This window comes from Propioniciclava soli, assembly GCF_014858005.1.
Taxonomy (GTDB): domain Bacteria; phylum Actinomycetota; class Actinomycetes; order Propionibacteriales; family Propionibacteriaceae; genus Propioniciclava; species Propioniciclava soli.
The window spans coordinates 159,287-179,530 of record NZ_JACYOT010000008.1; the positions used below are offsets into that span (position 1 = coordinate 159,287).

Here is a 20,244-nt window from a genome sequence, read left to right on the forward strand (position 1 = left end):
TTCAATGGGGGGAGGAAATGTGGTGAATGTCGTTTGGTTGACCTCAGTGGCCAAAGGCGTCGCGCGCGATGTGCGTGACGGCGCGCTCGCCCTGGCGCACCTGCACCGGGCCCGCGGAGACCATCCCGGCGCCCTGATCGCGCGGGACGTTCGCGTCCGAGGCCGGCTCGACCGGCTGCGGCTCGGCACCGGCGTGGCGGTCTTCGGGCCGTCCACCCTGTCCGTCGAGGACGGGGGCGGCCTGACCGGTTCCGCGCTGCAGATCGGCGAGGGCACCTACGTCGGGGAGTTCGCGAACATCAGGACGGCCGGCGCGCCGATCCGCATCGGCCGTGGCTGTCTGCTCGCCCAGGGGGTGACGATCGTCGGCAGCAACCATGGGACAGGAGCCGACCGCCCCATCGTCGAGCAGGAGTGGCACGGCGACGGCGTCGAGATCGGCGACGACGTGTGGCTGGGGGCCGGCGTCACCGTCCTGCCCGGCGCCCGCATCGGCGACGGCTGTGTCGTGGCCGCCCACGCGGTGGTCCGCGGACGGATCGAGCCCCTGACGATCGTCGGCGGCGTCCCCGCGCGCCCCCTGGGCAGGCGTTCCCGTGACGCCGACGAGGCGTCCGCGTCCGCCCCCGTGCACCCCTGACCCACCCCCCGGCACCGACCGTTCCACCGCCATCCGGCCGCCCACGGCCGGGGAAGGACATCCGCCATGGAACCCCTGGTGAGCGTCATCATGCCCGCCTACAACGCCGAGCGAACGATCGCGGGCGCGCTCAGCAGCGCGCTCAACCAGACGCACCGCAACCTCGAGGTCATCGTCGTGGACGACGAGTCGACCGACGCGACCGCGGCCATCGCGTCCGCCTTCGGTGACCGCGTCCGCGTCATCAGCCAGCCGAACGCCGGCTGCGGCTCCGCGCGCAACACCGCGATCCGCGCCGCGCGGGGCGACCACCTGGCGTGGCTCGACTCCGATGACCTGTGGCTCCCCCGGCACGTCGAGCTGGCGCTGGCCATGCTCCGGCCCGGCGACAAGGCCATGGTCACGTCTGATGCATACACGATCGGCCCCGACGGCATCGGCTGGCAGCGGGTGCTGCCCGAGGGTGCAGTCGCGCCCGAACGGTTGCGCAGCATGATCCTGCGCCGCAACCCCGTCTCGATCTTCGGCCTGTACCCGCGGGCGATGCTGGAGGATCTCGGCGAGATCGACGGCACGCTGCGCCGGTGTGAGGACTGGCAGTACTGGGCGCGCGCGGTCTTCCGTGGCTGGGAGATCCGTTTCCAGACCACCCCGACGGCCCTGTACCGGCTCCTGCCCACGAGCCTCAGCGCCGACACCGCGAAGATGCTCGACGCGGAGGACCAGATGATGGAGCGCCTCGAGCACTACGTGGGCGATGCCCTGACCCCCGCCGAGCGTGCGCACCTGGCCGAGCGCCGGGCGCTCGGATCCTGGCAGCGCCACGTCGTCGCCGCGCGCGAAGCCCTGGCGGCCGGGGACGCCGCCACCTCGGCGGAGCACTTCGGCCTCGCCGCCCGGCTGGATCCGGACGACGCCCGCTCCCGCCGCAACGCCCGCATCCTGGGCCTGCCCGGTGTCGGCCGTGCGCTGGCGGCCCGGCGCAGGCACGCCGCGGCCCCGGCCCGGACGCCCGTCGCGGACGACCGCCGCGTGAGCGTGGTCATGCCGGCCCACAACGCAGCCGCCACCGTGGGGGCGGCGCTCACCGGTGCCCTCACCCAGACCCACCCCAACGTCGAGATCGTCGTCGTTGACGACGGCTCGGACGACGCGACGGCCACCATCGCCGCCGCCCACGGCGAGCGGGTCGTGCTCGTCCGGCAGGACCGGGCCGGGGTGTCGGCCGCGCGCAACGCCGGCCTGGCCGCCGCCACCGGCAGTCACGTCGTCCTCTGTGACGCCGACGACGTCCTGCTCCCCCACCACGTCGCGCGGGCGCTCGCCACGCTGGACGCGGCGCCGCCTCGCTCGTGGGTGGCCTCGCAGGCGCTGGTGCTGGACGAGCAGGGCATCCGGCGCGACCGCGTCCTCGGGTTCTCCCCCCTGCCGCGTGACGCCCAGCGGCGAGCCGTGCTGGAGCGCAACATCATCCCCATCCACACGCTCGTTCCCCGCCCGATGGTGGCCGAGATCGGCCCGATGGACGAGGAGCTGGAGCGCTGCGAGGACTGGCAGTACTGGATCCGCGCGATCATCGCGGGCTGGCGTGTGGCCTTCCAGATGGAGCCCACCGCGTTGCACCGCTCCACCCCCGGCAGCCTGTCGAGCAGCCAGAAGGGGATGTGGGCCGACGAGGAGCGCATGGTCGCGGCGCTGCCCGGTCTGCTGGGTGCCGGGCTGACCGCCGACGAGCACGCCTATCTCGCCGCGCGCATCGCGGCGGGTTCGCCTGACCGGCTGCACACCCGCGGCGACGCCGCCCTGGCCGCCGGGGATCTGCGCACCGGCCGGCGCCTGCTCGGCACCGCCGGCCGCCTCGACCGCAGCGACCTGCGCGCCCGCACCAAGGCGCGTCTCACCCGAGTTCCCCTCGCCGCACGGCTCCTCGTCGCATTCCGGCGGCGCCGCCCCGCGGCGCGACCCGTTCCGCACAGCCACCAGGAGGGTGCATGAACCGCGCACTGAGCGTCGTCATTCCGGCGCACAACGAAGCCGTCTCGATCGACCGGTGCCTCGCGGCCCTGGGCGGCACGGCGATCGGGCGCGAGGCCGAGATCGTCGTCGTCGCCAACGGGTGTGAGGACGGGACCGCCGCGGCGGCCCGCGCCCACGCCGAGAGCCTGCCCGGCCTCATCGTGGTGGAGACCGACGTCGCCTCGAAGGTCCACGCCCTGAACCTCGGCGACGAGCACGCCACCGCCTTCCCGCGCGTGTACCTCGATGCCGACATCGAACTCAGCCCCGATGCCCTGCCGGCCCTGCGCGACGCCCTGGCCGGCCCTGCGCCGCGGGTCGCCGCACCCCGCATCGTCTTCGACACCGCCGGTTCGAGCTGGGCCGTGCGCGCGTTCTACGACATCTTCGCCCGGCTGCCGTACGCCACCCAGGGGCTCGTGGGCCTCGGCGTCTACGCCCTCTCGGAGTCCGGCCGCCGACGCTTCGGAGCCTTCCCGGAGCTCACCAGCGACGACCTCTTCGTCCAGCGCCTGTTCGCCCCCCACGAGCGCGTCTCCACCCCCGGCACGTTCACGGTCGCGACGCCGCGTCGCTGGCGCGACCTGGTCAAGGTGCGGGCCCGCATCGCGCGCGGCAACGCCGAGTTCGGCGAGGCCGAGCTGCCGGGGGTGGACACCCGTTCCTCCACCGGTGGCACCGCCCGAGCCCTGCTCGGCCTGCTGGTCCGCGACCCGCGGCGCATCGTGGGTGCGGTCGTGTACGTGGTGACCCGTCTCGCCGCCCAGCGGCGGGCCCGCTCCGGCGCCCGATGGGAGCGCGATGACTCCAGCCGCACGCCCCGCACCGATCGCGTCCTCATCGACGGGCTGCCGTTCGACAAGCTGACCGAGGACGCGGTCGTCCGACGCGTGGCGGCCGAGCTCGACGCAGGTCGCGGCGGCCTCATCGTCACCCCGAACGTCGACATCATGGCCCGGGTGCACGCCGACGGTCTGGCCGACCTCATCACGTCCGCCGATGTCGTGATCGCCGACGGCATGCCCCTGGTCTGGAGCTCCCGGATCGCCGGTGACCCCGTGCCCGAGCGCGTGGCCGGCTCCGACCTGCTGTGGAGCCTCTCCCACATGGCCGCCCGCGAACAGAAGTCGGTCTTCCTCCTCGGTGCCGCCGAGGGTGTGGGCGCCGAGGCGGCCCGCCGCCTCGTCCGGCACCACCCGGGCCTGAAGGTGGCGGGCGTGCTCAGCCCCCCGCTGGGGTTCGAGCAGGAGGAGGCGTCCCTCATCCCCGTGGTGGCCGAGGTGGTCGCCGCGCGGCCCGACATCGTGTTCGTGGGACTCGGCTTCCCCAAGCAGGAGCGGGTCGCGCAGGTGCTGCGCCGCGCGCTGCCCGACGCCTGGTTCCTCGGGTGCGGGGGTGCGATCGACATGGCGGCCGGCTCCGTCTCGCGCGCCCACCCGCTGCTGCAGAAGGTGGGTGCCGAATGGGTCCACCGGCTCGTACAGGAGCCGCGACGCCTGTTCCACCGCTACGTGGTGGTGGACACGCCCTTCGCGCTCGGGTTGCTGGCGCGCGCCCTGACGCGCCGTCGCTCCGGCGCCGGCCGGCCCCTCCGCGCCCAGCCCGCGACGCGGGGAGCCGCCGCATGACCGCGCCGACCTCCGGCGACCTGGCCGTCGCCTACCTCGTCAGCCAGTACCCCGCCCTGTCGCACACGTTCATCGAACGCGAGATCGTCGGCCTGCGCGCCCAGGGTGTACGCGTGCTGACCGTGAGCGTGCGCCGCCCCGATCCTGCCCAGCTGCGCACGCAGCTGATGCGCGAGGAGGCCGACGCCACGGTCGTCCTCCAGGCCGACGTGCCGGCGGCCCTGCGCTCGAACGCCGCTGCGGTGCGTCGTGCGCCACGGGCGTTCGCTGCGGCGTCCGCCCGCGCGCTGCGGAGCGGGGAGGCGCGCCCCGCCTCGCGGTGTCGGCAGCTCGCCTACCTCGCGGAGGCCAGCGTGCTGCTCGACCAGCTCCGTGCGCACCGCATCCGCCACGTCCACGCCCACTTCGCCAACAACGGCGCCGACATCGCCCGCCTCGCGGTCGCGCTCGGCAACGCCGAGGAGGGCGAGGGCGTGTACACGTGGAGTTTCACCATGCACGGGCCGACCGAGTTCGAGGCCGTGGAGCGGTTCGACCTCGCGGGCAAGGTGCGCGACGCCGCACGGGTGGCCTGCATCAGCGACTTCACGCGCAGCCAGCTCATGCGGCTGGTCGGCACGCAGGACTGGGACAAGCTCGACATCGTCCGGATGACGGTCGAGACCGATCGGTTCGTGCCGCCCACAGGGGCGAGCCGCGCCGCCGAGGGTCCGTTCCGCATCCTCAGCGTCGGCCGACTCGTGCCCGAGAAGGGCGCCCCGGTGCTCATCGATGCCATCGCCCGGCTTGTCGAGCGCGGCGTGGACGCCCACGCCCGCCTCGTCGGCGGCGGAGAGCTGGAGCCCGTGCTGCGCGCCGAGATCGGGCGTCGCGGCCTCACCGACCGCGTCACCCTCGTGGGCCCCGTCGGCCAGGACGACATCCTCGCCGAGTACCACGGCGCGGACGTGTTCTGCCTGCCGAGCTTCCAGGAGGGGCTGCCGGTCGTGCTCATGGAGGCCATGGCAACCGGCCTGCCCGTGGTCACGACGACCATCGCGGGCATCGGCGACCTCGTGACCGACCGCGTCACCGGCCGCCTCGTGGCGCCCGGCCGGGCCGACCTGCTGGCCGACGCCCTCGCCGAGCTGGCCGCCGACCCCGCGCGGCGCGCCGCCTGGGGTGCAGCCGGGCGCGACGCCGTGGTGACGGAGTTCGGCGTCGAGACGAACGCGGTGCGGATGCGCGACTTCCTGGCCCGCGCGGGGGCCGCGCGGTGACGCTGCCTCCCGAGACCCCCGGCCCCCGCGACACGCGGGCCGCCGAGGCCCCCGATCCCGGCCCGACCCCCGCGGCCCGGCCCAGCTCGCGGCGCACCCTCATCGCCGGCACGCTGTGGCAGGCCCTGCCCCAGATGGCGCCGCTGGTGTTCAACCTGGCGCTGACGCCTTATGTGATCCACGGCGTGAGCGAGGGCATCTACGGCATCTACCTGCTCGTGATGGCCCTCCAGTTCATGCTCGCGAGCCTGGACGGCGGCATCGGGCCGAGCGCCAACCGGCACTTCGGCATCCACGCCGGCCGCGGGGACGCGGCAGCCACGACCCGGCTGTTGACGACGCTGCAGGTCGTGGTCCTCACCGTGTTCGTGCCGATCACGCTGCTGGTGTTCTGGTTCACCCCGCAGATCGTCCGCTTCTTCCCGGCGACCGACCCCGACCCCGAGGGCGCGACGCTGCTGCTCCGGGTGATGATGGTCATCGTCGCGGTGGCCCAGGTGCGCGGCCTCTTCACCCAGGTGTTGCACACCCGCAACCGGTTCGCCGTCCAGTCGGTCGCCGACCTCGCCGGCTACGTCGCCTACGCCATCGGCATGGTCGTCACGGTGGAGACGGGGGCCGGGCTGGCCGGCATCGCCTGGGCCTTCATCGCCCAGCAGGCGCTCACGACCCTGATCGTCATTCCCGGTGCCCTGCCCCTGCTGGACGCCCGGGGCATCGGCTTCATCCCCCGCCGCGAGCTGGTCGACTTCTTCCGCTACGCCTGGAAGATTCAGGTGTCCGGCATCGTCACCTCGTTCTCCGCGCAGGGGGACGCCTTCTTCGTGGGGCGCTTCGCGCCCGCGGACATGACTCCGTTCGGCGTCGGTCAGAACTTCGCCACGACGCTGCGCAACATTCCGCAGAACGCCATGTCGCCCATCCGCACCATGATGGGGAACGGCATCGGTTCCCTGGGCGAGGTGGCGGCCGCCGAGCAGGCCGCCCGCCTGCAGCGCATCTGGGTGCAGGCGGTCACCGGCTGGATCGTCGTCGGCGCCCCGGCCGCGCTGTTCGGCGTCACCGCGTGGCTCCATCTCGGCACCCCGTTGCCGGGGTGGGTGGCCGCCACCGTGCTCGTCGCGCACGGCGCCCTCCTGCTGGTGATGGTGCAGCGGCTGTGGGCCAATGTGGCCGGTGAGTCGGCGGCGACCATGCGGGTGGACGTGGAGAACCTGGTGGTCAAGATCGCCCTCACCCTGGCCCTCATCACCCTCTGGGGCGCGATGGGGGCCGTGCTGGCCACCCTGGTGGCCAACGTGTTCGCCGCCGTCCGGCTGGTCGCGCTGCTCCGCCGGCTGCCTCACCCCGTCGAGGGGCCGTGGCGGCACGTCCCCTGGGGGCTGGCGGTGCTGTGCGCCGCCCTGTCCGGTGCGTGCAGTTGGGCGATCGCCACCTTCGTGGTGGGCACGTGGGTGCCGTTCGGGCCGCTCGCGCTCTTCACGGTCGGCCTCGGCGCCGCACCGGCAATGGCCCTTTACTACCTGCGGACCTTCGGCTGGCACCAGGTCCGGCGCTTCGTCGTCACCCGCGGCAAGGGCTGACGTCCGGGGTCTTCCGCAGGGCGAACCTGCCGGGGCCGCCGCCCACCATCGGTGGAACAATCGGCCCATGCGCGCCCACAACTTCTCGGCCGGCCCCGCCATGCTGCCGCTCGCGGTGCTCGAGCGGGCCCGCGACGAACTGCTCGACTGGGGCGGCTCGGGCATGTCGGTGATGGAGGTCTCCCACCGCGGCAAGGCCTTCGTGGCGGCGGCCGAGGCCACCCAGGCGGCCCTGCGGGCGCTGATGGGCATCCCTGAGGAGTACGCCGTGCTGTTCCTCCAGGGCGGGGCCATGGGCGAGTTCGCGGCGATCCCGATGAACCTGACCGCCCCCGGCGACAGCATCGATTTCCTCCTCACCGGAGACTGGGGCGTCAAGGCAGCCGCGGAGGCCGAGAAGTACGCCGGCGTCCGCGTGGTGGCCGACGAGTCGGCCGACCACTTCGTCCGCGCGCCGCGCGAGGGTTCGTTCACCGTGTCCCCCGACGCGGCCTACCTGCACTACACCCCCAACGAGACCATCCGCGGCGTGGAGTTCGGCTACGTGCCGGACGCCGGGCCGGTGCCGCTGGTGGCCGACATGAGCTCGACGATCCTGTCGCGGCCGGTCGACGTGTCGCGGTTCGGTGTGATCTATGCGGGCGCGCAGAAGAACATGGGGCCCTCCGGGCTGGTCGTCGTCGTCGTCCGACGCGACCTGCTGGGCCGCGCCCGGCCGCAGACGCCGACCGTGTGGGACTTCACCGTCCAGGCCGGGGCGGACTCGATGGTCAACACTCCGCCGACGTTCGGGATCTACCTGTTGGGCCTGGTGCTCGACTGGATCACCGATCAGGGTGGCCTGCTCGGCATGGCCGAACGCAACCGCGCCAAGGCGGACGCCCTGTACGGCTTCATCGACGCCTCGGGCTTCTACTCCAACCCGGTCGACCGCGATGCGCGGTCGTGGATGAACGTGCCGTTCCTCCTGGCCGACCCCTCGCTCGACGCCACCTTCGTGGCCCGGGCCGCGGACGCCGGCCTGACCAACCTGGCCGGCCACCGCTCGGTCGGGGGGATGCGCGCGAGCATCTACAACGCCATGCCGCTGGAGGGCGTGCGCGCCCTCGTCGACTTCATGGCGGAGTTCGAGCGCACGCACGGCTGATGCAGCGGCGTCAGCCCCCCAGGAGGTCGTCGATGAGATCCTCCGCGCGCGCCACCTCGCGCTCGCACACGGCCTTGACCTCGTCCGGGGAGTAGCTGAAACACACCGGGTGGTCGGCCACCGTGTGCATGGCGATGTCGTTCCAGGAGTCACCGAGGGTCCAGACCTCCACCGGCTCACCGGCGAACCGCCGCCCGAGCAGACGGCGCAGGCCACTGCCCTTGTCCGAGCCGGGCGGCACGATGTCGAGGAAGTCCTGGTTGCGGTGCAGCGCGATCCGGTCACCCCAGGTCGCCACCAGGTGGGCGGCAACCTGGTCGCGCGCCGTGTCGTCGGTGACGAGCAGGGGGATCCCGACGAACTCGTGCCGGGCGAGGTCCTCCTCCGCGAGCGGGGTGTACCGCGCGAGGATCGAGTCGACACGGCCGGCGTTGTCGGCGAGGAGGTGGTCGTCCGCCAGGGTGGTGGCGAAGGTCGCGACGTGAGGTGCGTCACGGAGGTCGGCGTACACGGCGTGGACGAGGTCCGGGGGCAGGAAGCGGGCGTCCTCCACCCGGTACCCGGCATCGGTGATGACCGCCCCGGTGAAGCAGACGCAGTGGTCGAACGTGACCCCCGAGGGCCCCAACACGTCGTCGGTCGCGAAGATCGACTTCCCGGTGGCGACCACCAGCACGTGGCCGGCGGCGCGCCAGCGGTCGAGGGCCGCCCTGGTCGCGGGCGGCACGGCGCGGTCGAACACGATGGTTCCGTCCAGGTCCGTGACCAGCATCCGTCTCACCGGGGTTGCTCCTTCGTGCCGCGGCCGGGGCTGGGCGGCCTGGTCCCACGATGCCGTCGCACGGGGTGGCCCGTCCACCCGTCCGACCAATCCGGCGGAACCGTCGGGGCGGGCCCGCGCCGGAGCCAACCGGTCTAGGGTGGGTGGAGACCGGGCCCTCCCTGGGTCCGATGACCGATCAGACGACGAACAGGGAGTGACCCATGTCGGTTGACCCCGAGCAGCTCACGCTGGCGGGCGCGTTCGATGCCGCCACCGAGGACCGGTGGGAGGCGGAGGTCCTCAAGGTCCTCAACCGCGGCCGCCCGGAGGGCAAGGAGCTCTCCACCGAGCAGGGCCTGAAGAGACTCACGACGACGACCTTGGACGGCATCGCCATCGCGCCGCTGTACACCCGCGACGACTGGGCCGGCGAGCTGGGGTACCCCGGTGTCATGCCGTTCACCCGCGGTGCGGTCGCCCGGACGGGCGAGGCCGTCGCGTGGGGCGTCCGGCAGTTGCACGAGGATCCCGACGTGGCCGTGACGCGCCAGGCGATCCTGGACGACCTCGAGCGGGGCGCCACCAGCGTGTGGCTGCGCGTCGACCCCGACGCGGTGCCCGCGGACGCCCTCGGCCGCGTCCTCGCCGACGTGCAGCTCGACCTGGCCGCGGTGCGGGTCACCAGCCTGCACGACCAGGCGGCCGCCGCCGACGCCCTGTTGTCCGTGCTCAAGGGCTCGGGTTGCGACCTCGCCGTCGTCAAGGGCAACCTCGGCATCGACGGCCTCAAGCACGCCGCCCTGCACGGCACGGCGCCCGACCTCAGCGCCCACCGCACCTACGTGGCCGAGGCCACCGCCAACCTGCCCGGCGTCATCGCGCTGACCGTCGACGTGCTGCCCTACGACGGTGCCGGCGCGTCGGACGCCCAGGAGCTGGCGTTCGCGATCGCCACCGGCATCGCGTACCTGCGCGACCTCGACGAGGCCGGGATCGACGCGGAGGTGGCGGCGTCCCAGATCGAGTTCCGCGTGGCCGCCACCGCCGACCAGTTCGCGACCATCGCCAAGCTGCGCGCCCTGCGCCGGCTGTGGGCGCGCGTGACGCAGGAGTGCGGCGTCCCCGAGCCGGCGCGCGGCGCGACGATCCACGCCGTGACCAGCCCGCGCATGTTCAGCAAGGTCGACCCGCACGTGAACATGCTGCGCACCACCATCGCGACCTTCGGTGCCGCGGCGGGCGGGGCGGACGCGATCACCGTGCTGCCGTTCGACCACGCCAACGGCCTGCCGACGCCGTTCAGCCGCCGCATCGCGCGCAACGTGCAGGTGATCGCGGCGGAGGAGAGCCACCTCGGCCGCGTCGCCGATCCGGCCGGCGGCTCGTGGTTCGTCGAGTCGCTGACCGACGAGCTCGCCCGGGCCGCCTGGACGGTGGTGCAGGAGATCGAAGCCGCGGGGGGCATGCCCGAGGCGCTGGCCTCCGGTGACGTCGCCCGGCGCATCGGCGCCACCAACGAGGCCCGGTCCCGCGGTCTCGCCACCCGCGCGATCGAGCTGACCGGCGTGAGCATGTTCCCGCTCGCCGGGGAGAAGCCCTACGCCGCCAAGGAGCGCCCCGAGGCCCCCGCGCTCAACGGCCTGGAGCAGATCCGCGACGCCGAGGTGTTCGAGGCGTTGCGCGAGGCCGCCTGGGCGCACGAGGAGAAGACCGGGGCGCCGCCCCAGGTGTTCCTCGCCTGCCTGGGAGCCCAACGCGACTTCGGCGCCCGGCAAGGCTTCGCGTCCAACGTGGTGCTGGTCGGCGGGCTCGGGTTCGCCGAGAGCCACGGCGGCACGCCCGAGGAGATCGCTGCGCAGGCGTCCGACGCCGGCGCGAAGCTGGTCATCCTGTGCAGCTCGCCGAAGGTCTACGCCGACCAGGCGGTGCCCGTCGCGCAGGCGTTGAAGGACGCCGGCGTCGAGCGGGTGTACCTCGCCGGTCAGCTCAAGGAGGCCGGTGAGGTGCCCGAGGGCCTCATCGACGGCACGATCGCCCTCGGGATGGACGTCGTCGAGTTCCTCGACTCCACCTTCGACCTGCTGGGAGTGTCCCGATGATTCCTCGTTTCGATTCCGTCGACCTCGGTGACGGCGCGCCCGGCACGGACGCGGCGTCGCTGTACGCGGACGCCGTCGCCAACCTGGGCGCGGCGGGCGCGGAGTGGGAGACGCCCGAGCTGATCACCGTGCCGCCGCTGTTCGGCGACGCCGATCTCGCCGGCCTTGACTTCCTCGACACCCGGCCCGGCATCCCGCCGTTCCTGCGCGGCCCGTACGCGACGATGTACGTGAACCGGCCGTGGACCATCCGTCAGTACGCCGGTTTCTCGACCGCGGAGGAGTCCAACGCGTTCTATCGCCGCAACCTGGCCGCCGGCCAGAAGGGCCTGTCGATCGCGTTCGACCTGGCGACCCACCGCGGCTACGACTCCGACCACCCCCGCGTGGCCGGCGACGTCGGCATGGCGGGCGTGGCCGTGGACTCCATCCTCGACATGCGCCAGCTGTTCTCCGGCATCCCGCTGGACCAGATGAGCGTGTCGATGACCATGAACGGCGCCGTGCTGCCCGTCCTCGCGCTCTACGTCGTGGCGGCCGAGGAGCAGGGCGTCGAGCCCGCCCAGCTGGCCGGGACCATCCAGAACGACATCCTCAAGGAGTTCATGGTCCGCAACACCTACATCTACCCGCCGCTGCCCTCGATGCGGATCATCTCCGACATCTTCGCGTTCACCAGCGCGAACATGCCGCGGTTCAACTCAATCTCGATCTCCGGCTACCACATGCAGGAGGCGGGCGCGACGGCCGACATCGAGATGGCGTACACGCTGGCCGACGGCATCGAGTACATCCGGGCGGGCCAGAGCGTGGGGCTGGACGTGGACAAGTTCGCGCCGCGGTTGAGCTTCTTCTGGGCGATCGGCATGAACTTCTTCATGGAGGTCGCCAAGATGCGCGCCGCGCGCATGCTGTGGGCGCGCCTGGTGAAGGACGCCGGCGCGAAGAACCCCAAGTCGATGTCGCTGCGCACCCACAGCCAGACGTCGGGGTGGTCGCTCACGGCCCAGGACGTGTTCAACAACGTCACCCGCACCTGCTTGGAGGCCATGGCCGCCACGCAGGGCCACACCCAGTCGCTGCACACCAACGCGCTCGACGAGGCCATCGCCCTGCCGACCGACTTCTCCGCTCGCATCGCCCGCAACACCCAGCTGTTCATCCAGCAGGAGTCGGGCACGACGCGTCCGATCGACCCGTGGGGTGGCTCGGCCTACGTCGAGCGGCTGACCGCGGAGCTGGCGGCCAAGGCGTGGGCGCTCATCGAGGAGGTCGAGCAGGCCGGCGGCATGGCGAAGGCCATCGAGGCCGGCATCCCGAAGATGCGCATCGAGGAGGCGGCGGCCCGCACGCAGGCCCGCATCGACTCCGGGCGTCAGCCCGTGATCGGCGTCAACAAGTACCTCGTCGACGACGAGGACACCTTCGACGTGCTGAAGATCGACAACGCGCAGGTGCGCGCCCAGCAGATCGCGAAGCTGGAGCGGCTCCGCGCCGAGCGGGACGAGGAGGCGACGCAGGAGGCCCTGCGCACGCTCACCTGGGCGGCCGCCAACCCCGATCCGACCGATGCCGAGCGCAACCTGCTCAAGCTGGCCATCGACGCGGCCCGCGCGAAGGCGTCCGTGGGTGAGATCAGCGACGCTCTGGAGCAGGAGTTCGGGCGCTACACCGCGCAGATCCGTACGATCAGTGGTGTGTACAGCCGTGAATCCGGAACCAGCGCGTCGGTCGAGGAGACCCGTGAGCTGGTCGAGAAGTTCGAGGAGATCGAGGGACGCCGGCCCCGCATCCTGGTCGCCAAGATGGGCCAGGACGGTCACGACCGCGGCCAGAAGGTCATCGCGACCGCCTACGCCGACCTCGGCTTCGACGTCGACGTCGGCCCGCTGTTCCAGACGCCCGAGGAGGTCGCCCGCCAGGCGATCGAGGCGGACGTCCACGTGGTGGGCGTGAGCTCGCTCGCCGCGGGGCACCTGACGCTGGTGCCGGCGCTCCGCGAGGAGCTGGACAAGCTGGGCCGCGAGGACCTGATGATCGTCGTCGGCGGCGTCATTCCGAGCCAGGACTTCGCCGAGCTGCGCGAGCACGGCGCGGACGCGATCTACCCGCCGGGAACCAAGATCCCGGAGTCGGCGCACGAGTTGCTGGAGATCCTCATGGAGCGGCTGGAGGGCGCCGAGGCATGAGGCAGCGCCTCGACCCGGCGACCCTGGCCGAGCAGGTGGTCGCCGGGTCCCGCGCCCACGTGGCGCGGGCCCTGACGCTCGTCGAGAGCTCCCGGCCCGACCACCGCGACGCCGCCCGCGAGCTGCTCACCCTGCTGCGCCCCCACACGGGCAACGCGGTGCGGGTGGGCATCTCGGGGGTGCCCGGGGCCGGCAAGTCGACGTTCATCAACGCGATGGGGGTGCGGCTCATCGAGCGCGGGCACCGCATCGCGGTGCTGGCCGTCGACCCGTCCTCGTCGCGCTCCGGCGGCTCGGTGCTGGGCGACCGGACGCGCATGGCGGACCTGGCCGAGACCGACGCCGCCTTCATCCGCCCCTCCCCGTCGGGCAACCATCTCGGGGGCGTGGCCCGCGCCACGCGCGAGGGCATGCTGATCATGGAGGCCGCCGGGTTCGACACCATCTGGGTCGAAACCGTCGGCGTGGGGCAGTCGGAGGTGGCCGTCGCCGGCATGGTCGACACGTTCCTGCTGCTCATGCTCGCCCGCAGCGGCGATCAGCTGCAGGGCATCAAACGCGGCATCCTCGAGCTCGCGGACGTCATCGCGGTCAACAAGGCCGACGGCGACAACGCCGGGGAGGCCCGGGTGTCGGCCCGCGAGCTGAAGATCGCGATGCGGCTGATCCGTTCCGACCCGAACGAGCGCCGCACCCCGGTGCTGACCTCGTCGTCACTCACCGGCGAGGGCATGGACGAGGTGTGGCAGGCGGTGCTCGACCACCGCGCCGAGCTGGAGAGCTCCGGGACGCTGAACCAGCGGCGCGCCGATCAGCAGCGGGCCTGGATGTGGTCGCTCGTGATCGACGACCTCACCACGTCGCTGCGCCGCTCCCCCGCCGTGAAGGCGATCGCCAAGGACCTCGAGCGCGCCGTCGAGGGCGGCGAGCTGTCCGCCGTCGAGGCGTCCACCGAGATCCTCGCGGCCTTCCGCGCCGACGTGGCCTGACCTCCTGCGCCCGGCCGCCCGCGGCGGCGTCAGTCCTCGTCGTCGTCCGGATCCGGGTGGCGCATCGCGTCGCGGCGGGCCTTCGTCATCCACATGGGCGTCGCCTCCCCGACCCGGGAGGGCGTGTCGATGTCGTCCACATCCCCGGCCAGGGTGCGCACCGAGTCGGTCAGCGCCGAGCCGCCCTCGTCGAGGACCGGGAACGCGTCCCGCCCGGCCAGATAGTTCGCCATGACGTTGACCGTGGCCATGAACGGCACGGCGAACAGCGCGCCGACGAGGCCGATGACGTAGCTGCCCGCCGAGACACCCAGCAGGACGGCGATGGGGTGCACCTTGACCGCCTTGCCCATGAGCACCGGGCTGAGCACGTCGCTCTCGAGCTGCTGCACCGCGATGACGATGACGAGCATGATCAGCGCCGTGACGAACCCCTGCGTGGCGAGCGCGATGAGCACCACGAGGGCGCCCGACACGAGGGCGCCGAGCACGGGGATGAAGCACAGCAGGAACGTCAGGGCGATGATGGGGATGACGAACGGCACCCCGAGGATCCAGGCGCCCACACCGATGCCGAGGGCGTCCACGGCCGCGATCACGATCTGCATCTTCGTGTAGGTGCCCAGGGTCACCCAGCCGCGCCGCCCGCTCTCGTAGGCGGGACGCCGCCAGCGCTCGGGCAGCAGCAGGATCAGCCATGCGGCGATCCGGTCGCCCTGGGCGAGGAAGAAGAAGGTGCTGAAGAGGGTCAGGAACGTGCTGAACAGGCCGCTGGCCAGGCCCATCCCCGTGTCGACGGCGCCCTCGGCCAGAGTCGACCGGTTGTCGCCCACCCAGGCCACGGCCTGGTCGAGGAGGTCGCCGATCTGGTCGGCATCGATGGGCAGCGGCGAGTCGGTGACCCACTGCTCGATCGCGTCCAGCTCCAGCGAAGCGGTCGAGACGATGCCGGCGATGCCCTCGACCAGCTGGGCCCCGGCGAAGTAGATGATGGCCCCGACGGTGCCCAACGCCGCCACCAGGGTCACGATGGCGGCCAGGTAGCGGTGCAGCTTGAGCCTGTGGTTCAACAGCACCTGCACCGGCATGAGCAGCCCGGCGAGCAGAACGGCGATGGCGGCGGGGATCAGCACGGGGGAGGCGACCGACGCCGCCCGGGCCACGTACTCGATGCCGAACAACGTGATGATCAGGGCCGCGCCGAGAATCACCACCGTGCGCACCCGCGGGTGGTCGGGCAGGAACGTGATCGCGCGGCGCGGGGACGCCTCGGGCTGCGGCGAGGACGTGGAAGGGCTCATGGCTAGGCCTAACGGTGAGGGTAGGGCCTCCAGTATCACAGATCGCTCGCCCGTACCGTGCAGCGGCCCGGCCGGCGTCCCGCAGCTCAGCCGCGCGGTTCCACGGCGAACCAGGCGCTCGGCTTGGGTGCCTTGCCGCAGGAGTCGGGCAGCGGGCCGCCCTCGCGCGGCCTGACGCGCACCGCCCAGCCCCGGCCGTCGACGTGCCGCACCACCACGGTGTGCTCCTCGGGGTCCGGCTCGCACCACAGCGCCGCCGGATCGGTGATGCCCGCCTCGGCGCGCACCCACGACTCGGCCGCCTGCCACGCCGGCGGCAGGTGGGAGCGTCCCCGGTCGTGGGCGGGCGTCAGCGCCGCCGCGGCCAACTGGCCGGACGCGGCGGCGTCCAGCACCTGCGCGGCCAGGCCGGGCGTGAGCCGGGCCAGCAGCTGGCCCAGGGGCAGCACCACCCCGGTGGGCGCAAACCTGTGGCCGCCGGTGTGCGAGCACTCCCACACCTGGCCGGGGTACCGGGCGGTGACGTCCTGCACCACGGGGCGGCCCCGGAGGGCGCAGCAGACGTCGCGCTTGGAGTTCGTGCACACCAGCAGGACGGGGTGGCGCGCCGGACGCAACCAGGGGCAGGCCGCGAGCACGGCGTCGCGGTCACCGACGGCCAGGTCGTCCCAGGGCAGCCGGAGCACGGCGTCCGGGGCCAGCGCCACCCCCTCGAGCAGCCAGGGATCACCGGCCAGCCCGCCGGCGACGAACACGCGCCGCGACGCGAATCCCTCCTCCACGGCGTGGTGGCCCGGGGCACGCATCAGCAGCACACGGCCGCCAGCAGCGGCGGCCTCGTCGCCGACGGCCCGGCCGAGGGCTGGGTCGAGGTGCGACTCGGTCAGCGCCTCGCGACCCCACGGGCCGGGTTGTTCGAGGGCGACCCAGAACTGTGCCACCGTGGCGGTGCCGAAGGCGGGCAGACCCTCCCAGGCGATCGAACAGGCGGTCATCGCGGCATCCTGCGCCACAGCGTGCGCGGCACGTGGGCGGCGACGGCGAACAGCACCCACAGCTGCCAGGGGATCCACACGACCACGGGCCCGCCGTCACGCACCCGGCGGGCCACGGCGTCGGCGACCTGCGCCGGGGTGGAGGAGAAGATCGCCGGCCGCATCCCGGCCGTCATGCGTCCGATGACGAAGCCGGGGCGGGCGATGACGAGGTCGACCCCCGAGCCGTGCATGGCGTCGGCGAGGCCGGACGCGAAGCCGTCCAGCCCGGCCTTGGCCGAGCCGTAGACGTAGTTGGCCCGACGCACCCGCGCGCCCGCGACCGAGGAGAAGGCCACGATCGTGCCCGTGCCCCGGGGGCGGAGCACCGCGGCCAGCACGGTCAACAGGGACGCCTGCGCGGTGAAGTCGGTGGTCAGGATGCGGGCCACCTCGGCCTCGTCGTGCTCGGCGCGGCGTTGGTCGCCGAGGATTCCGAAGGCCAGGACGGCCGTCGCGATCGGCCCGAACCGGCGCTCGATCGCCGCGACGACCTCGCGGTGGGCGGCCACGTCGTCGGCGTCGAAGTCGACGACCTCCACCCGGAACGCCCCCGCCGCGCGCACCTGCGCCGCGGCCGCGCCGGCGTCCGAGCCGGGCCGGACGGCGAGGACGACCACGTCGGCGGTGTCGGCGAGCCGGCAGGCGACCTCCACGCCGATCTCGCTGCGCCCGCCGAAGACGGCGAGCACGCTCACAGCCGGGACCGAAGGGCTCGCAGGCGAGCCAGGCTGGACTCCCGACCCAGGATGGCCAGGGACTCGAACAGCGGCGGGGAGACGTTCGAGCCGGTCACCGCCACGCGCACCGGGCCGAACGCGACCTTGGGTTTGATGCCGAGCTCCTCCACCAGCCGGGCGCGCAGCGCGGCCTGGATGCCGACCTCGTCCCACGCGTCGAGCCCCTCGAGAGCGTCGAGGGCGGCGTCCAGCACGTCGGCCGCGTTGGCCGGCAGCTTGGCCATCGCGGCCGGGTCCACGGCCAGCTCGGCGTCGGCGGTGAACAGGAACTGCAGCTTGCCGAGGGCCTCCGAGAGCAGCGTGAGGCGCTCCTGGATGAGCGGGGTGGCGGCGCGCAGCATGGCGACCTGCGCGTCGTCGGGGTCGCTCCACTCCCCCGTCCAGACGAGGTGCTCCACGATCCGGTCGGCCAGTTCTTCGGGCGACAACGCCCGGATGTAGTGGCCGTTCAGCCAGCTCAGCTTGTCGAGGTCGAAGACGGGCCCGACGGTGTTCACCTTGTCCCAGGCGAAGCCCGCCACGAACTCGGAGAAGCTCGCGACCTCGGCGTCGTCCTCGGCCGGGGGGTAGCCGAGCAGCTGCAGGAAGTTGCGCAGCGCCTCGGGCAGGAAGCCCTGCTCGCGGAACCACAGCAGCCGCGCGGCGGGGTTCTTGCGCTTGGAGATCTTGGACTTGTCGGTGTTGCGCAGCAGCGGCATGTGCGCGAACGCGGGCACGTCCCAACCGAGCCAGCGGTAGAGCTGGACGTGCTTGGGCGTCGAGCTGATCCACTCCTCGCCGCGCACCACGTGCGTGATGCCCATGAGGTGGTCGTCCACCACCACGGCCAGGTGGTAGGTGGGGAACCCGTCGGCCTTGAGGATCACCTGGTCGTCCGGCGTCGGGGCGCTCACCTCGCCGCGGATCAGGTCGGTGAACGTCGTCGCCACGCCGTCGGGGATGCGCATCCGCACGACGGGGGTGTCGGTGAAACCGGGCAGCGCCGCGCGCTCCTCGCGCGTCTTGCCCAGGCACAGGCGGTCATAGCCCGTCGTGGCCTGCTTGGACGCCGCCTGCTCGGCCCGCATGTCCGCCAGGCGCTCCGCGGAGCACCAGCAGTGATAGGCGTGGCCGTCGGCGAGCAGCTGCTCCACGAAGGGCCGGTAGGTGTCGAGCCGCTCGGACTGCCGGTAGGGCTCGTAGGGGCCGCCGACGTCGGGGCCCTCGTCCCACGGCAGGCCCAGCCAGCGCAGCGTCGCGTAGATCTGCTCCTCGGAATCGGCAACGTAGCGGGCGCGGTCGGTGTCCTCGATGCGGAGCACGAAGCGGCCACCGGTGGCGCGGGCGTAGGCGAGGTTGAACAGCGCCATGTAGGCCGTCCCGACGTGCGGATCACCGGTCGGGGAGGGGGCGATGCGCAGCCGCGGCGTCGTGGGAGTCTCGGTCATGAGGAACCAGCTTACTGGGGCGTGTGCTTGGATGGGTCACAGCCGGACGCCCAGGGAGGCACCGTGGACCGCGGCACGATCGATGCCATCCGCATCACCCCGTTGGCCTTCGCCGACCCGCCCCTGCTGAACGCCGCGGGCGTCCACGAGCCCCACGTGCTGCGCGCGCTGGTCGAGATCGACGTGGCCGACGGCCGCGGCGGCACCGTGACGGGGCTCGGGGAGTGCGCCGGGCACGCCTGGCAGCTCGACTGGCTCACGTTGATCGCGCCGCGCCTGCTGGGCACGAGCGTCTTCGACGTCCACCGGCTGGCCGATCGGGTGGACGCGTGCCTCACCGGTGCGGACGTCGACACCGCCCCGGACGCCGCCTGGCGCCGCTGGTCGGACCGCAGCCCGGAGGCGTCCCTCGGCATCGCCCCGATCCCGGCGCCGGCGTTCGACCGGCGCCGCGTCCACGCCCCGCTGGAGGTCGCCTGCCACGACGCGGCCGGCCGGCTGCTGGGCGTCCGGGTGGTCGACCTGCTCGGCGGCGCACGACGGGAGTCCGTGGAGTACGCCGGCTATCTTTTCTACAAACTCGCCGGGCACCCGGACGCCGATGGTGCGGTCACCCCCGATGCGTGGGGGGAGGCCCTGGACGCCGAGGGCATCGTCGCCCAGGCCGAGGCGCTGGTGGCGGCCCACGGTTTCGCGTCGCTGAAGCTGAAGGGCGGCGTCTTCGCCCCGGAGGTCGAGGTGGCCACGATCCACGCCCTGCGGCGCCGCTTCCCGGCCATGCCGCTGCGGCTCGACCCGAACGCCGCCTGGTCGGTGCCCACGGCCGTCGCGGCCGCCGCCCAGCTGCTGGGTGTCGTGGAGTACCTGGAGGATCCGGTGGCCGGGCTGGAGCCGATGGCCGAGGTCGCCCGCGCCACCGGCATCCCGCTCGCCACCAACATGTGCGTGGTGCTGACCGAGCACCTGGCGCCCGCCCTGCGCCTCGGTTCGGTCTCGATCGTGCTGGGTGACCACCACTACTGGGGCGGCCTGCGGGGCACGCTCGCGCTGGACGCCGCCTGCCACGCCCTCGGCTTCGGGTTGTCCATGCACTCCAACTCCCACCTCGGCGTGAGCCTCGCGGCGATGACGCACGTCTGCGCCGCCAGCCACGTCGACCACGCCGCCGACACCCACTACCCCTGGAACGCCGCGGACGACATCGTCGCGCCCGGCACGCTGGCCCTGGTCGACGGGGCCGTCCGCCTGCCCGACGGCCCTGGGCTCGGGGTCGAGCTCGATCGGGCCGTCGTCGAGCGCCTGCACCGGGCCTACCTCGACCTCGGTCGCGAACACCGGCAGGACGAACGCTACGCCGAGGCGCTCGGCGTCACGAGCGTGACGGGCCCCCTCCCCCGCTGGTGAGCCCTCCCCCGCTGGTGAGCCTGCC

15 protein-coding genes are annotated in these 20,244 nt (G+C 72.9%); 10 read left to right on the top strand and 5 right to left on the bottom strand.

The features are described 5' to 3' along the window. Positions 1-22: 22 nt before the first annotated feature. From IFY26_RS10735 to serC, 6 genes are all read left to right on the top strand, one after another. Positions 23-640 carry an acyltransferase gene (locus tag IFY26_RS10735; RefSeq protein WP_232549002.1) on the top strand — a complete coding sequence of 206 codons (618 nt, stop codon included), beginning with the start codon at positions 23-25 and terminating at the stop codon, positions 638-640. A 66-nt stretch (positions 641-706) separates the two neighbouring features. Beyond that, a complete protein-coding gene (locus IFY26_RS10740; RefSeq protein ID WP_232549003.1) occupies positions 707-2,635 on the top strand; it encodes a glycosyltransferase family 2 protein in 1,929 nt (642 codons plus the stop codon). Further along, the gene (locus IFY26_RS10745) at positions 2,632-4,284 is read left to right on the top strand and encodes a WecB/TagA/CpsF family glycosyltransferase (RefSeq protein WP_232549004.1); all 1,653 of its coding nucleotides are present in this window, start codon (positions 2,632-2,634) and stop codon (positions 4,282-4,284) included. Before IFY26_RS10740 ends, IFY26_RS10745 begins: the two co-directional genes overlap by 4 nt. Continuing rightward, the gene (locus IFY26_RS10750) at positions 4,281-5,543 is read left to right on the top strand and encodes a glycosyltransferase (protein ID WP_232549005.1); all 1,263 of its coding nucleotides are present in this window, start codon (positions 4,281-4,283) and stop codon (positions 5,541-5,543) included. Before IFY26_RS10745 ends, IFY26_RS10750 begins: the two co-directional genes overlap by 4 nt. Then, positions 5,540-7,126, top strand: coding sequence for a lipopolysaccharide biosynthesis protein (locus IFY26_RS10755; protein WP_232549006.1), 1,587 nt, complete (start codon positions 5,540-5,542; stop codon positions 7,124-7,126). Before IFY26_RS10750 ends, IFY26_RS10755 begins: the two co-directional genes overlap by 4 nt. 67 nt (positions 7,127-7,193) lie before the next feature. Next, entirely contained in the window at positions 7,194-8,273 is a 1,080-nt protein-coding gene (gene serC, locus IFY26_RS10760) for a 3-phosphoserine/phosphohydroxythreonine transaminase (RefSeq protein ID WP_232549007.1), read from the top strand. Positions 8,274-8,283: 10 nt separating this feature from the next. Here the strand turns inward: serC and IFY26_RS10765 are convergent, their stop codons facing one another. Next, on the bottom strand, positions 8,284-9,045 hold the full coding sequence (locus IFY26_RS10765) for an HAD-IIB family hydrolase (protein ID WP_232549033.1): 762 nt from the start codon (positions 9,043-9,045) through the stop codon (positions 8,284-8,286). Between the two features lie 212 nt (positions 9,046-9,257). On the opposite strand from IFY26_RS10765, the gene mutA reads away from it, so the two are divergent. From mutA to meaB, 3 genes are read left to right on the top strand one after another with little or no spacing between them, the layout of a single operon-like run. After that, entirely contained in the window at positions 9,258-11,135 is a 1,878-nt protein-coding gene (mutA, locus tag IFY26_RS10770; RefSeq protein ID WP_232549008.1) for a methylmalonyl-CoA mutase small subunit, read from the top strand. Next, positions 11,132-13,324, top strand: a complete 2,193-nt coding sequence (scpA, locus tag IFY26_RS10775; protein WP_232549009.1) for a methylmalonyl-CoA mutase — start codon at positions 11,132-11,134, stop codon at positions 13,322-13,324. Before mutA ends, scpA begins: the two co-directional genes overlap by 4 nt. Beyond that, positions 13,321-14,313: a methylmalonyl Co-A mutase-associated GTPase MeaB gene (meaB, locus tag IFY26_RS10780; protein WP_232549010.1), complete on the top strand. Its 993-nt coding sequence runs from the start codon at positions 13,321-13,323 to the stop codon at positions 14,311-14,313. Before scpA ends, meaB begins: the two co-directional genes overlap by 4 nt. 29 nt (positions 14,314-14,342) lie before the next feature. Here meaB and IFY26_RS10785 read toward each other — a convergent pair whose 3' ends face one another. The 4 genes from IFY26_RS10785 to gltX form a co-directional block, all read right to left on the bottom strand. Further along, entirely contained in the window at positions 14,343-15,614 is a 1,272-nt protein-coding gene (locus tag IFY26_RS10785) for an AI-2E family transporter (protein WP_232549011.1), read from the bottom strand. A gap of 86 nt (positions 15,615-15,700) precedes the next feature. Further along, on the bottom strand, positions 15,701-16,609 hold the full coding sequence (locus tag IFY26_RS10790) for a sucrase ferredoxin (RefSeq protein ID WP_232549012.1): 909 nt from the start codon (positions 16,607-16,609) through the stop codon (positions 15,701-15,703). Next, on the bottom strand, positions 16,606-17,346 hold the full coding sequence (locus IFY26_RS10795; protein ID WP_232549013.1) for an SDR family NAD(P)-dependent oxidoreductase: 741 nt from the start codon (positions 17,344-17,346) through the stop codon (positions 16,606-16,608). The genes IFY26_RS10790 and IFY26_RS10795 overlap by 4 nt, the downstream gene beginning before the upstream one ends. Beyond that, positions 17,343-18,815, bottom strand: a complete 1,473-nt coding sequence (gene gltX / locus IFY26_RS10800; protein ID WP_269779371.1) for a glutamate--tRNA ligase — start codon at positions 18,813-18,815, stop codon at positions 17,343-17,345. The genes IFY26_RS10795 and gltX overlap by 4 nt, the downstream gene beginning before the upstream one ends. Before the next feature lie 63 nt (positions 18,816-18,878). Here gltX and IFY26_RS17915 point away from each other — a divergent pair, with 63 nt between their 5' ends. Further along, positions 18,879-20,219, top strand: coding sequence for an enolase C-terminal domain-like protein (locus tag IFY26_RS17915; RefSeq protein ID WP_332836183.1), 1,341 nt, complete (start codon positions 18,879-18,881; stop codon positions 20,217-20,219). Positions 20,220-20,244 lie beyond the last annotated feature (25 nt).